11 protein-coding genes are annotated in these 14298 nt (G+C 62.8%); 5 read left to right on the forward strand and 6 right to left on the reverse strand.

Annotation, left to right across the window (positions count from 1 at the left end; all coding sequences use genetic code 11):
• Positions 1-11 precede the first annotated feature (11 nt).
• The 6 genes from Q8L50_RS11115 to Q8L50_RS11140 all read right to left on the reverse strand — a co-directional run bounded on the left by Q8L50_RS11115 (position 12) and on the right by Q8L50_RS11140 (position 6125).
• A complete protein-coding gene (locus Q8L50_RS11115) occupies positions 12-2396 on the reverse strand; it encodes a cation-translocating P-type ATPase (RefSeq protein ID WP_305348736.1) in 2385 nt (794 codons plus the stop codon).
• Between the two features lie 52 nt (positions 2397-2448).
• Positions 2449-3099 carry an isoprenylcysteine carboxylmethyltransferase family protein gene (locus tag Q8L50_RS11120; protein WP_305348737.1) on the reverse strand — a complete coding sequence of 217 codons (651 nt, stop codon included), beginning with the start codon at positions 3097-3099 and terminating at the stop codon, positions 2449-2451.
• The gene (locus Q8L50_RS11125; RefSeq protein WP_305348738.1) at positions 3096-3380 is read right to left on the reverse strand and encodes a DUF2933 domain-containing protein; all 285 of its coding nucleotides are present in this window, start codon (positions 3378-3380) and stop codon (positions 3096-3098) included. Before Q8L50_RS11125 ends, Q8L50_RS11120 begins: the two co-directional genes overlap by 4 nt.
• 46 nt (positions 3381-3426) lie before the next feature.
• Positions 3427-5064: a multicopper oxidase family protein gene (locus Q8L50_RS11130; RefSeq protein ID WP_305348739.1), complete on the reverse strand. Its 1638-nt coding sequence runs from the start codon at positions 5062-5064 to the stop codon at positions 3427-3429.
• A 10-nt stretch (positions 5065-5074) separates the two neighbouring features.
• Positions 5075-5521, reverse strand: coding sequence for a hypothetical protein (locus tag Q8L50_RS11135; RefSeq protein WP_305348740.1), 447 nt, complete (start codon positions 5519-5521; stop codon positions 5075-5077).
• A 163-nt stretch (positions 5522-5684) separates the two neighbouring features.
• Positions 5685-6125 carry a hypothetical protein gene (locus Q8L50_RS11140; protein WP_305348741.1) on the reverse strand — a complete coding sequence of 147 codons (441 nt, stop codon included), beginning with the start codon at positions 6123-6125 and terminating at the stop codon, positions 5685-5687.
• Positions 6126-6354: 229 nt separating this feature from the next.
• Between Q8L50_RS11140 and Q8L50_RS11145 the strand changes: the two genes are divergently transcribed.
• The 5 genes from Q8L50_RS11145 to Q8L50_RS11165 all read left to right on the forward strand — a co-directional run bounded on the left by Q8L50_RS11145 (position 6355) and on the right by Q8L50_RS11165 (position 14198).
• Positions 6355-6759, forward strand: coding sequence for a hypothetical protein (locus tag Q8L50_RS11145; protein ID WP_305348742.1), 405 nt, complete (start codon positions 6355-6357; stop codon positions 6757-6759).
• Positions 6760-6831: 72 nt separating this feature from the next.
• Entirely contained in the window at positions 6832-8169 is a 1338-nt protein-coding gene (locus tag Q8L50_RS11150; RefSeq protein WP_305348743.1) for a TolC family protein, read from the forward strand.
• Positions 8169-9809, forward strand: coding sequence for an efflux RND transporter periplasmic adaptor subunit (locus Q8L50_RS11155; RefSeq protein ID WP_305348792.1), 1641 nt, complete (start codon positions 8169-8171; stop codon positions 9807-9809). Before Q8L50_RS11150 ends, Q8L50_RS11155 begins: the two co-directional genes overlap by 1 nt.
• Complete coding sequence (locus tag Q8L50_RS11160) at positions 9806-12979, forward strand: efflux RND transporter permease subunit (RefSeq protein WP_305348744.1); 3174 nt, start codon at positions 9806-9808, stop codon at positions 12977-12979. Before Q8L50_RS11155 ends, Q8L50_RS11160 begins: the two co-directional genes overlap by 4 nt.
• 211 nt (positions 12980-13190) lie before the next feature.
• A complete protein-coding gene (locus tag Q8L50_RS11165; protein WP_305348745.1) occupies positions 13191-14198 on the forward strand; it encodes a sodium:calcium antiporter in 1008 nt (335 codons plus the stop codon).
• Positions 14199-14298 lie beyond the last annotated feature (100 nt).

A 14298-nucleotide genomic window follows, 5' to 3' on the forward strand; every position in this document is an offset into this window, starting at 1 on the left:
GATGCGTTGGTTCATGCCGATGCTCCCGATGCCGCTGGTGTGGCTGCAGCAGATGCGTTTTCGATTCGCGCAAGCTTGATGCCCGCCAGCTTGGTGCGCTTTAGCATCAGAGCGTTGAGCGCCACCAACGCGGAACTGCCCGACATCGACAGCGCCGCAATCTCCGGGGAAAGAGTGAAGGGATAGAAAATGCCCGCGGCCACCGGAAATGCAATGACGTTGTAGGCCACGGCCCACCACAGGTTTTCGTGCATCTTGCGCAGCGTGGCACGCGACAGCTCGATGGCACCGACGACGTGGTAGGGGTCGCTTTTCATCAGCACCACCTGAGCACTCTCCATGGCCACGTCGGTACCTGCGCCGATGGCAAAGCCCACATCCGCCTGGGTCAACGCGGGCGCATCGTTGATGCCGTCGCCGACCATGCCCACCTTGTTTCCCTGATCCTGCAGCTCCTTGATCTTTTCCGCTTTCTGACCGGGCAGGACTTCAGCCAGCACTATGTCTATGCCAAGCTCCTTGCCGATACGATCGGCCGTTGCCTGGTTGTCGCCAGTCATCATCGCGACTTTGACGCCGCGCTCTTGCAGCTTGGCGATTGTTGCCTTGGACGTCGGCCGCACCGCGTCTGCAATGGCGATAAGGCCGATAAGCTTGCCAGCGCGGGCCACATGCACGGCAGTGCGTCCGCCACTTTCCAACCGCATAGCCTCAGACGACAGCGCATCGAGGCTGATATTTTCTGACTGCATCAGTTTGCGGTTGCCGAGCAAGACGTTATCTGCTCCAATGCTGGCCCGGGCACCCTGCCCATCAATGTTGGCGAAGTCCGTGGCAATCTCCACGGCGGCAATACCCACCCGCTTGAGAATCGCATGCGCCAGAGGATGCTCGGAAAACTTTTCGACAGCCGCAGCGGTAGCGAGCAACTGTGCTTCGCTGATGCCTGGGGCCGTCACCATCTCGACCACATCCGGCTGCCCCAGTGTGAGCGTGCCGGTCTTGTCGAAGACGATGACAGTCAGCTTGGTGGCGTTTTCCAGCGCGGAAGCATTTTTGAACAATATGCCGTTCATCGCACCCAAGCCGGTTCCCACCATGATGGCCATGGGGGTTGCCAGCCCGAGCGCGTCGGGGCAGGCGATCACAAATACTGTGATGGTGAGTGTCAGGGCAAACAGCAAGGTCTCCCCCAGTACCCAGAACCACACACTGAAAGTCAACAAACCGATGACGATAGCGGCCAATACCAGCCACTGCGACGCACGATCCGCCAGCAGCTGCCCTGGCGCCTTGGAGTTCTGCGCCTCCTGAACCAGCTTGACGATTTGCGCCAGGGCCGTGTCGGCCCCCACCTTGGTCGCCTTGTAGCGAAAGCTTCCGCTTTTGTTGATGGTGGCGCCTATCACCGGGTCACCGGTGACTTTTTTGACCGGCATCGATTCGCCTGTCAGCATGGACTCGTCCACTTGCGAGCTGCCTTCAGTGATTTCGCCATCGACTGGAATCTTGTCCCCTGGTTTGATGACGACGATCTCTCCGGCCAGCACCTCCGAGGTGGGCACCTTGATCTCTGCGCCATCGCGCACCACCGTGGCCAGGGGCGGGGCCAGGTCCATCAACGCGCGGATCGCGTCCGAGGCGCCCGCACGGGCCCGCATTTCAAGCCAGTGGCCCAGAAGAATGAACACCAGAAGCACAGCCGATGCTTCGTAAAACACTTCGCCCTCGTAAAAGAAGGTGGCACCGACGCTGAAGATGTAGCCCGTGCCGACCGAGAGCACGACCAGCGTCGCCATGTTGGCGACTTTGTTCCGGGCCGACCGCCAGGCGGCGACCAGAAACGGCCAACCCGGATAGGCGATAGCGCCGGTGGCGGCGATAAACAGAAAGAGCTTGCGGTCCAGTCCGAAGGGCGCAGGAAAATCGCCAAACATCTCACCCATCGGGGAATACAGGAAGACTGGAATCGCAAATACCAGGGCCACCAGAAAGCGGTTGCGCATATCGCGCGCCATGTCCTGCATGGACATACCCGGGGCATGGCCCATGTCGTGCATCATGTCGGCTTTGTCTTGCGATGCCGAGCCGCCCGCGGTTGCATGGGCGCGATGTTCCCCGTGGCCTGCGTGACTCTCCGTGCCGGCTGTATGCCCGGCGGTGTTACAGACATGTGTGGGCAGGAGTTCACCGCGGCAGTGGTAGCCGCAGTCGTTCACGCGTTTGCGGATGGCTTCCAGCGTGACTTTGGTTTCGTCATAGTGCACGGTGGCGCTGCCAGCAACGTAGTTCACGTCCGCATGGTGAACGCCAGCCAGCGTTCCGAGCTGGCGCTCGACACCAACCGCGCTCAGGGTAGAGATCAACTCGGCGACTTCGATGGTGCTGGTTTTCAAGACGGTTCCTTCCAAGTGGTATCAGCGGGCTGAACAGTGAGGCCAATGGTTTTCAGGCGACTGAAGCTGCTTGTTTGAACGAAGGCAAAAAACGAGGCGTGCGCGCTGCGTAGGCTTCAAACTCGGCGCCAAACTGCTCGCGCATCTGCTTTTCCTCGGTGATGGCAAGCCGTCCATACATCAGCAGCAGGACCGGGAACATCAACAAGGTAAGCAGCGTCGGCCATTGCAGCAAAAAGCCCAGCAGGATGAGCACGAAGGCCACGTATTGCGGATGGCGAATGCGCGCATAGGCCCCGCTCGTGGCCAGGATGCCCTTGCGCTGCGCGTGGTACAGCACGTTCCAGGCGCTGGACAACAGATAGAAGCCGAAGCCGAGGAAGGCATAACTGGCGATGTGCAGCGGACTGAAGTGCGGATCTCCCTTCTCGCCAAGAAGCGTTGACCACAAGTGACCGGAGTTGTGGGACAGCAGATCGAGGCCCGGAAATTTGGTCTGCAGCCAGCCCGACATCAGGTAAATGCTTAGCGGAAAGCCATACATTTCGACGAACAGCGCGACGACAAAGCCCGCAAACGCTCCGAAGGTACGCCAGTCGCGCGCGGTCTGCGGCTTGAAGAAGCTGAAGGCAAACATCAGAAAGATCGCTGAATTGAGGACAACGAGCGTCCAGAGCCCGTACGCAGAGGTGTCATTTGTCATGGTTGTTCTCTGGTGGGGGATTTCGGCGGACCCACGGGAGGGGTCGCATCCGGTTTGTTGCCGCCGTGGTGTCCGCCATGGCCACCATGCATGAACACATGCATCAGCGGGCAGGCGAGCAGCAACAGGAACGGCAGCGCTCCAAAGAAATGGGCGCGGTGCTCGCTCAATAAAAAATAGGCGGCAATGGCGCCAAACACCAGCAAACCCCATGCGTATCGGGAGCGCCAGAATGGCTGTGGGGCGACGTGTCCGGGCTCGGACGTGTGGTCGTTGTTCATTTGAATCTCCAGAGGTTGGGCAGCCTGAAAACCAGCGTGCCAACTCTCACGCCTGCACGCGAAAGTTAATCATCATTCCGGCGTCTTCATGCTCCAGGTTGTGACAATGAAACACATAGGTCTGGTCGCCGGGGTAGTCGTGTGCAAAGTCGATCGCCACCCGCACCGTTTCGCCGGGCCAGACCAGCACGGTGTCTTTCCAGCCGAGGTCACTCACAGTGCGGCCCTGGCCGAAGCGCGCCGTGGACGCGACCTGTGGCGGGCTGTTCAGCCGTTCAAGCACCTGAAACGAAAAACCGTGGATGTGCATCGGGTGCGGCATGCCCAGCGCCGGGTTGCTGATGCTCCATATTTCCACTGCGCCGCGTTTGACATCAAACGCAATCTCATCCATTTTGAAGGTGCGTCCGTTGATCAGAAAACGCATTTGACCCATGGACAGTTCGATCTTGCGCTGTGCGGCACCTTCGGTCCGGATCGGCTTGACCTGAGAAAGCGTGGCTGGCAAGTTGGCGACGACGCGTTCGCCCGCCGTCACCGACAGCTTCAACACGTTGAACTCCGCGCCCAGCGGCAGCCGTGACGAACTCATGGCGGCCATCATCTGCCCCATGCCCATGCCGCCCATGCCGCCAGCAGGTCCTTCGTTTTCCATCGCATCGAACGCCAGGCTTTTGAGAAAAATGTCTTCCCCAGGCTGTGCCTGACCCGCGTCGAACAACACATCAAGTCGCTCACCCGGTGCGAGAAAGGCTTCGCTCACCGTTTCCGGCAGCTCGATCAGGCCGCCGTCGGTGCCGATGACGGTGAAGTTCAGCGCTGTCTTGCCCTTGACGAAGGCGAGCCGGTAGATGCGCGCGTTCGAGCCGTTGAGCAGCCGCAGGCGGTAGCTGCGCGGGGTGACGGCCTGCACCGCATTGGGCGTCAGGTTGGCGAGCACGATGTCGCCGAGCCAGCCCATCATCGCCTCATGGACACTGGGCTTGTACAACAGCTTGCCCTGCGCGTCGAACTGCTTGTCCTGGATGACCAGGGGCAAGTCGGTGACGCCGAGTTGCAAGTCAAGTGCTTTGCTGACTCGGCGCTGGTCGTCGTCGTCCACCAGGAAGAAACTCGCAAGGCCGTTGTAAGCTTGCTCGGCGGTCAGCTCGTGCGCGTGGGTGTGGTACCAGTAGGTGCCGCCGCGGTTGCGCACCGTGAAGTCGTAGTCGTAACGCCCGCCGGGGCCGATGGTGCTGGCCGGATGGCCGTCCATGGCGGCGGGCGTGTGCAGGCCGTGCCAGTGGATGATGGTCGGCTCCTTAAGCGCGTTGTCCAGGCTGGCCGTGAAGCGCGCGCCGCTCTCGATGCGCAGGATGGGGTTCTGGTAGGCCTTGCCCGCCTGTTCCGTCTGGTACAGCAGGAACGGTGATTCGCGACCTGGCAGAAGAGGAAAGCTGGCCGCAGCGGCGCGGATTTTCAGGGGCCCGGCGACATCAAGCACGCCAAATGGCCCGCTGCCGACGGGGATGAACAGCTTTTGCTGGAAATTCTCAGCGGCCACCGGATCAAACGGGTAGTGGCGAAACGGCCCGCCTGCCAGCGCGGTGGAGCGCCCCGATCCGTAATACATCCAGGCGGCGCCGCCGGCAGCGGCCACGGCGGCTACGCCGGCAAACTGAAACAGCTGTCTTCTTTGCAACATGCTGTTCCCCTTAGCGCGCTGGCGCAGCCGGCATCCGGTCCATCATCATTTTCATCATGGTCTGCATCATCTCCATGCGCTTTTCCATCATCTGATGACGCGCGCCCATGTCGCCGGTCATTCCCGTCATGCCTTTCATATCGCCCTTTCCCTTCATGTCGCCCATACCAGCGCCGGCCATGCCCTCCATCATCTTCATGCCGTCCTGCATGGACTTCATGTGTTCGGCCATCAGCTTGTTGCGCTCTTCCGGAGTTTTGGCGCTCATCATCTTGTCGTGCATGGCCTGCATGCTCTTGATCTGCGTGTCCATATGTGCCAGGTGATCAGGCGGTGCAGTGCCGGGCGTAGCGGCCATAGCCATTGGCATGGGCATCGACGGGGCGGTATTGCAGGCTACCAGGGTGGTGGCAGCGGTCAGGGCAATGGCAAGGGGAATAAATCGAAAGTTGGTCATGAAAGACTCCTGGTGGGTGAATAGGAAATACAGCGGGTTCTAAGGCGTCAGGGGGCGCGTGTGGTGGCACCGGTTGCCACCTTTGGCTCGACGCATTTACCCGGATGGACGGGGAGGGGCACAGTCGGTGCGCCCGAAATTGCGCGCCGACTTTGGCGCCCGGCTAGAGCGCCAGTCGTGAGTAACGGAGCCGGATAGGCCGCTCGGAGGCCAGCGGTTGCATCCGATCCAGCCGGACCAGCGCTGGAACCACAGGTGTTGCTGCGGTCCAGAGGATGGAAACAAGGGACATTGGCCCAGGGTCTGCCTGCGCAGTCGTCAAATCCTGCCGGTGCGGAGATTTCGCAACATCCTCACACGCCTTCTGGCACGGGGCTAGGGAGCTATCCGCGTCATCGTCATGGTGGGCCACGGCTCCGGCATGGCCGGCCGATACAACTGGCGCCGCTGCTGCTTCAGAGCCAACAGCCGCCAGATGCCCATGGGTCCCGCGCACTTCCAGCAAACAGGCATTGGCGACACCGGAAGCCAATGCAAATACCCACAGCAACAACACCAGAAATGCGGTGTGGCGTTTGGCACAGGTACTGGAAAGAAGTTTCATGGGGATATGAGCGGAGAATGATTCATGCTATCCAGCGACCTGCGGACGTCTGTTGATCTTTGTCAACCAAGGCCGTATGGATGCCAGCCGTGGATAGGGCCTGAAGACAGCGAAACGCTTGCTGTGTGCCCAAGCTTGCTTTTGAACTTTCCGCCTGCGCGGCACTCCATGGGTTTAAACTGCTCGTCAACCCTTGCATCCTGCAACCACCCGTTTTCAACCTGTCCCCATGATCTGGAACCGACGCAAGCGTTTTACCATCGTGCTGTTCGCGCTGGTGAACCTGCTGTTCATGCAACTGGCATTGGCCGCCTATGCCTGCCCGGCTGGCCTGTCCGCCAGGGCATCGGCGCAGCCCCCCGACATGAAAGCACCGGGCATGCCCTGTGCAGAGTCGATGACGCTGGCCTCGGACGAGGAGCAGCCCGGTCTGTGCGCCGCTCATTGCAAATCGGACCAGCAAACCGCGGACAAATACGAGCTCCCCGCCCAACAAGCGCTGGCCGCAGCTGCCAGCAACTACCCGCTGCTGCGCGTGCATTTGCAGGCCCTTGCCTCGTCCGGAGAGACACCCCCGCCGGGTCGAGCCAGCGGGCCTTCGGTGGCATTGCGCCACTGCTGCTTGCGCCTTTAAATCCTCCTGCTTCCTGTTTTCTGTCCTGGCGCGTGTTGCGCCCGGGCGGTTTCCATGTTGTCTGGAGGTTTCATGTCTGTTTTTTCCACTACTTGTCGGGCGCGTCTGATTCGGAGTCTGCTCGCGGCCACCTTGCTGGCTCCTGCCACGGGGTCGCTCCGGGCCACCGAACCCTTGTCTTTGCAGGAGGCGCAAAAACTTGCTGCCGCCCGCTCCGGGCAATTGCTTGCGCAGAACGCCTCCTCAAGAGCAGCACGCGAGATGGCGGTGTCGGCCGGCCAGTTGCCGGACCCGGTCCTCAAGCTCGGCATTGACAACCTGCCTGCCTCCGGCCCCGACCGGCTGAGTCTGGGCCGCGACTTCATGACCATGCGCCGCATCGGGCTGATGCAGGAACTGCCGCGCGCTGAAAAACGCCAACTCAGGGCTGAGCGTTTTGAGCGTGACGCCGAACGCGCTCTGGCACAAGGACAAGTGGCGCTGGCTGGCCTTCAGCAAGGCACGGCGCTGGCCTGGCTGGAGCGTTACTACGCGCAAGCCATGCGCGCGCTGCTGCAGCAACAGATGGAGGAAACGCGGCTGCAAGAGCAAAGCGCCGACATCGCCTTTCGCGAGGGGCGGGGTGCCCAGGCCGACGTGTTTGCGGCGCGCGCGGCGCAAATTGAGCTCGATGACCGCCTGAGCCAGATCGACCGTCAGGCCAGAGGCGCCAACCTGATGCTTGTGCGCTGGATTGGTGCGGACGCAAACCGCCCCCTGTCGGGCGCGCCGGAGTGGAAAACCCTGAAGGGCAACAACCTCAACAACCCTGACGCCACCTTTTCCGGCGAAGAGCTCAGGCAGCACCCCAAACTGGCCGTGTCTGCGGCTGTGCTGGAGGCGGCGCAAACAGAGGCCAGGCTGGCCCAGGCCAGCACGAAGTCGGACTGGACCGTGGAAGCCGCCTACCAGCAACGCGGGCCAGCCTATTCCAACATGGTGTCGATTGGCGTTTCCATCCCCCTGCAGTGGGACCCCAAAAACCGTCAGCACCGCGATATTGCCGCCAAGCTGGCCGCCGTGGACGAGGCCCGCGCCAACGACGAGGAAACACGCCGTGCCTACGAGGCCGAGGTACGCAGCCTGATCAATGATTGGCAAAACGGCAAGGAACGTATTGCGCGTTACACCGGCCAGATGATTCCCGTGGCCGGGCAACGCTCGGCGGCGGCGCTGACGGCTTACCGCATTGGTAAAGGCGATCTGGCCAGCGTGCTGGCGGCGCGGCGCGACGAGATCAGCACGCGCATTCAGACCTTGAGCCTTGAGCTGGAAACCGCGCGGCTGTGGGCGCAACTGAATTACCTGAAACCCGACAACAGCATCGCGCCCGCCGCGACCGCCACCACATTCTTCAAAGGCCAGCCATGATCACCCAGAAAAAACTTGTCGCGGCGCTGCTGGCCACAGGCCTGATCGCCCTGCTCGGAGCGGGCGCCTATGGCCTGTACACCCTGGGCATGCAGCGTGGCATGCAGGCCGCAGAAACAAGCACAACTGCCGCCCCAGGCGCTGCCGCAGAACCGGGAAGCGCAGCATTGCCGCAGGGCATCGCGGAAGGTGAAGACGCGACGCGGCGGCACATCAGCGCCGGCATCAAGGCGGGTGATACCGACCCGGCCAACGGCCAGCGCGTGCTGTACTACCACGACCCCATGGTGCCGGGCAACAAGTTCGACAAACCGGCCAAGTCGCCCTTCATGGACATGATGCTGGTGCCGGTCTACGCCGGCGGCGACACCGACCAGGGCAAGGTGACTGTCAGCCCGCGTACCCAGCAAAACCTGGGCGTGCGCACAGCGCCGGTGACCGAGGGCACGCTGTCGCCCGAGGTGGCGGCCGTCGGCAGCATCGCCTTCAATGAGCGCGACCAGGTCATCGTCCAGGCCAGGGCGGCGGGCTATGTGGAGCGTCTGCATGTGCGGGCCACGCTGGACAGCGTTGTGCAGGGCCAGCCACTGGCTGAACTGTATGTGCCGGAGTGGGTGGCAGCGCAGGAAGAGTACGTTGCCGTCAGCCGCATGCAGGGTCCCAACCTGGCAGGTCTGGTGGACGGCGCGCGCCAGCGCATGCGCCAGGCCGGCATGAGCGAAACACAAATTGCTGCGGTGCAGGCCAGTGGCAAGCCAAGCGCGCGCAGCACGCTGGTGGCACCGATAAGCGGTGTCGTCACCGAGCTGGCCGCACGGGAAGGCATGACGGTGATGCCCGGCGCGACTCTGTTCCGGATCAACGGCTTGTCTACCGTCTGGGCCAACGCGGAGGTGCCGGAAAGCCAGGCGGCGGCCTTGCGCCCCGGCGCCAGGGTGCAGGCCAGAAGCCCGGCGGTGCCGGGCATGACGTTTAGCGGCAAGGTCCAGGCCATCCTGCCGGAAGTCAACCCCGGCACACGCACCATCAAGGCCAGGCTGGAGCTGGCCAACCCCGGAGCGCGCCTGGTGCCCGGCATGTTTGTGCAGATGCAGCTGATGGATAGCCGGGTTGGCAAGGTGCTGCTGATTCCGACCGAGGCGGTGATCCAGACCGGCAAACGCAGCGTGGTGTTGCTCGCCGAAAAGGAGGGCCGCTTCCGGCCGGTGGAAGTCGAGATCGGCATCGAAAGCGGCGGCCAGACCGAAATCACCAAGGGGCTGCAAGCGGGCCAGCAGGTGGTGGTGTCATCGCAATTCCTGATCGACTCGGAAGCCAGCCTCAAGGGCGTGGAGGCCCGGCTCAACGACCCGGGCGCAGGCGCCGCGGCCAGCGCCGCACCGAGGCATCTGGGTGAAGCCAAAGTTGATGCCGTGGACGGGAGTGCGGTGACACTCACCCACGGGCCAATCGCCTCGCTGAAGTGGGGCGCCATGACCATGGACTTCAAGCTGCCCGCCACCGGTCTGCCGCGCAATGTGCGTGCTGGCGATGCGGTGACCTTTGAGTTCTACATGAACGCCGAGGGCCTGCCGCAACTGACCGGCATCACGCCGATGACCTCGGCAACGGCGCCAAAATCCCTGGGCAACAAGCCATGATCGCGGGCCTGATTCGTTGGTCCATCATCAACCGCTTTCTGGTGCTGCTGGCCACGCTGATGATCAGCGCCTGGGGTGTCTATGCGGTGCTGAAAACGCCGCTGGATGCCCTGCCCGACCTGTCGGATGTGCAGGTGATCATCCGCACCACCTACCCCGGCCAGGCGCCGCGCATTGTGGAAAACCAGGTGACCTATCCGCTGACCACCACCATGTTGTCAGTACCAGGCGCCAAGACGGTGCGCGGCTACTCCTTCTTCGGCGACTCATTTGTCTATGTGCTGTTCGAAGACGGCACCGATTTGTACTGGGCGCGTTCGCGTGTGCTGGAGTATTTGAACCAGGTGCAGTCACGCCTGCCCGCCGGTGCCAAGGCCTCACTAGGTCCGGACGCCACCGGCGTGGGCTGGATCTACCAGTACGCGCTGGTTGACCGCAGCGGCACGCAGGATGCGTCGCAACTGCGCGCCCTGCAGGACTGGTTTTTGAAGTACGAACTCAAGACGGTGCCCAACGTGGCCGAGGTGGCGTCCGTAGGCGGCATGGTGCGGCAGTACCAGGTAGTGCTGGACCCCGACAAACTCGCCGCCTACCGCATCCCTTTGAGCCGGGTGCAGGAAGCGCTGCAAAAGGCCAACCAGGAAAGCGGCGGGTCGGTGCTGGAGCTGGGCGAGGCCGAATACATGGTGCGTGCCTCTGGCTATCTGCAGAATCTGGACGACTTTCGCAAGGTGCCGCTCATGACCACCGATGCGGGTGTGTCGGTGCGGCTGGGTGATGTGGCGCGCATCCAGCTCGGCCCCGAGATGCGGCGCGGTATCGGCGAGCTGGACGGGGAAGGCGAAGCCACCGGCGGCGTGATCGTGATGCGTTCGGGTAAAAACGCGCTGGAGACCATTGCAGCCGTCAAGGCCAAATTGCAGGAGCTTCAGGGCAGCCTGCCCAAGGGCGTGGAAATTGTCCCGGTGTATGACCGCGCCGGTCTGATCGAGCGGGCCATCAACAACCTCGGCTTCAAGCTGCTGGAAGAGTTTGCGGTGGTGGCGCTGGTCTGCCTGCTCTTCCTGTTTCACCTGCGCTCGGCGCTGGTGGCGATTGTCTCGCTGCCGCTGGGCATTCTGGCGGCCTTTATCGTCATGCATTACCAGGGCGTCAATGCCAACATCATGTCGCTGGGCGGCATTGCCATTGCCATAGGCGCCATGGTTGATGCGGCAGTGGTGATGATAGAAAACGCGCACAAACACCTGGAGCAGTGGAAGCATGACCATCCTGATCTCACGCTTGCCGGTGAGGCCCGCTGGAAGGTGATCGGTGACTCGGCGGCGGAAGTCGGCCCAGCGCTGTTTTTCTCGCTGCTGATCATCACGCTGTCTTTCATCCCCGTGTTCACACTGGAGGCCCAGGAGGGGCGGCTGTTTGCCCCGCTGGCGTTTACCAAGACGTATGCCATGGCGGCGGCGGCCGGCCTGTCAGTCACCCTGATTCCGGTGCTCATGGGCTACCTGATTCGCGGTCGTATTCCCGACGAAAAGGCCAACCCGCTGAACCGGGGGTTGATCAGGCTGTATCAGCCGCTGCTGGGCGCGGTGCTGAACTGGCCCAAGCTCACGCTGGGCATCGCCGCGCTGCTGCTGGCCGTGAGCCTGTGGCCCTTGCAGCATATTGGCGGTGAGTTCATGCCGCGTCTGGACGAGGGCGACCTGCTCTACATGCCATCCGCCCTGCCCGGCCTGTCGGCAGGCAAGGCGGCGGAATTGCTGCAGCAGACCGACCGCCTGATCAAGACGGTGCCGGAAGTGCTCAGTGTTTACGGCAAAGCTGGCCGGGCAGAAACCGCGACCGACCCTGCTCCCATGGAGATGTTCGAGACCACCATTCAGTTCAAACCCAAAGACGAATGGCGGCCCGGCATGACGCAGGACAAACTGGTCGAGGAGCTGGACCGCATTGTCAAGGTGCCGGGGCTGGCCAACATCTGGGTGCCGCCCATCCGCAACCGCATTGACATGCTGGCCACCGGCATCAAGAGCCCGGTGGGTGTGAAGGTGGCGGGTGCGGACCTGGCAACCATAGACCGTGCCACCGGCGAGATCGAACGCGTGCTCAAAGACGTGCCGGGCGTCAGCAGCGCCCTGGCCGAGCGCCTGACCGGGGGGCGTTATGTGGATGTGAACATCCGGCGCGACGATGCGGCCCGCTTCGGCATGAACATCGCCGATGTGCAGGCCGTGATCAGCTCGGCAGTGGGCGGCGAAAACCTGGGGGGGAGCAACGGCGAGGTGGTGATCGGACTGCAGCGCTTTTCGATCAACGTGCGCTACCCGCGTGAAATCCGCGACTCGCTGGACAAGCTGCGCAAGCTGCCCATCGTCAGCGAACGCGGGGCACGGCTGGTGCTGTCGGATGTGGCCGACATCCGCATCACCGACGGCCCGCCGATGCTGCGCAGCGAAAACGCCCGTCTGTCAGGCTGGGTCTATGTGGACATCCGTGGCCGTGACCTGCGCTCGGCAGTCAAGGACATGCAGGCGGCAGTGGCGGCGCAGGTCAAGCTGCCGCCGGGGTATTCCATTTCCTGGTCGGGGCAGTTCGAGTTTCTGGAGCGGGCCACGGCCAAACTCAAGGTGGTGGTGCCGTTCACGCTGCTGATCATTTTTGTGCTGCTGTACCTGACCTTCAAGCGTTTTGATGATGCCTTCCTGATCATGACCACCCTGCCCTTTGCGCTGATTGGCGGCATCTGGTTGCTCTATCTGCTGAGCTACAACCTGTCGGTCGCCGGAGCGGTAGGTTTCATCGCGCTGGCCGGCGTGTCGGCCGAGTTCGGCGTCATCATGCTGCTCTACCTCAAGCAGGCCTGGGACAAGCGTATCGCAGAAGGCAAGACCACGGGCGCCGACCTGGTGGATGCGATCAACGAAGGCGCAGTGCTCAGGGTAAGGCCCAAGGCCATGACAGTGGCTGTCATCCTGGGCGGCTTGTTTCCCATCATGTGGGGCAGCGGCACCGGCTCGGAAGTGATGCAGCGAATTGCCGCGCCCATGGTCGGGGGCATGATCACCGCGCCGCTGCTGTCGATGTTTGTGCTGCCAGCCGCGTATCTGCTCATCCGGCGCAGGCGCTGCGCGGCAGAAGGCAAGCCGGCCGCAGGGAGCGGGGCTGTTTGACATAGCGCAAGCCCGCAAGGTTTCGCGGGCGCCAGGCGCACGCATCGGAGCCGCAGCATGGCTTTTTTGCGCTAGGCTGACACTTCGGCCTGTTATCGCTGTTTTTGCAAAATGCACCCGTGGCGTCGGCAGGCTCCAATCCACGATCGCCCATGACCGCCTCACGTCTTCCCCCGCGCAGAGTCGTGCACCTTCGACAGGGGCAGCCAGCATGAACCTGATCATGCTCGTCCTGCAGTTTCTGCTGTGCGCTGTGCTGATCGCCGGTGCAGGCTATGTGCTGTGCCAGAGTGCCGATCACATCGCAAAAGCCACCGGGCTGACAGGAGGCTGGATGGGCCTGGCGTTGCTGGCCACGGTAACCTCGCTGCCCGAGCTGGCCTCGGGCATCAGCGCCGTCACGCTCATCGATGCACCCAACCTGGCCGTGGGCAACGCACTGGGTGCCTGTGTGTTCAACCTCGTCTTCCTGGTGGTGATAGACGCATTGCAGCCGCGCCAGCCGATCTACCGCCACGCCAGCGCGGCGCACCTGCTGTCCGCCGCCTTTGGCGTCGTGATGCTGGGCTTTGTCGCCATGAGTCTGCTGCTTCCCGCCGCCACACCTGCCATGCTGCATCTGGGGCTGTACAGCCCGGCCCTGTTGGCGCTTTACCTGCTGGCACTTCGCAGCGTCTTTGCGCACGAGCAATCGCTGCGGCGAGAAGTTGACCCCGATGCAGCCTCCGGACCACCGCCGCAGTTGAGCCTCCATTGGCGCCGTTTCGGGATGGCGGCGCTGGTGGTGCTGGCTGCCGGCAGCTGGCTGCCCTCCATTGCCGACCAATTGGCCCAGACCATGGGCTGGAGCCGGAGCTTTGTCGGCACGCTGCTGATGGCCTTGGTCACGACGCTGCCCGAAATCGCCGTCACGCTGTCAGCGCTGCGCCTGCGTGCACTCGACATGGCCATCGGCAACCTGCTCGGCAGCAACCTGTTCAACGTGACCATTCTGGCGGTTGACGACATCTTCTACACCCGCGGGCCGCTGCTGGCCAATGTCTCGCCCGTACATGCGGGTACGGCCGTCGCCGCCGTGGTCATGAGCGGGCTGGTGATGATCGGGCTGGTGATGCGGCCGCAGGGCCGCGCACTGCGTTTTGTGAGCTGGGTGAGCGTGGGGCTGCTGGCCATCTATCTGCTCAATGCGGCGCTGGTCTTTCTGCACGGCGACGCCTGACCCAGGCAGAATGAATCGGGTTCCCCGGTCCATGCTTCCGGAAGACCTCCCTTATTGCTATGCTGGCTATAGCATCCAGCGTCCGCCAGTCAAGGGCCTG

The organism is Polaromonas sp. (genome assembly GCF_030680935.1).
Classification (GTDB): Bacteria; Pseudomonadota; Gammaproteobacteria; order Burkholderiales; family Burkholderiaceae_C; genus Polaromonas.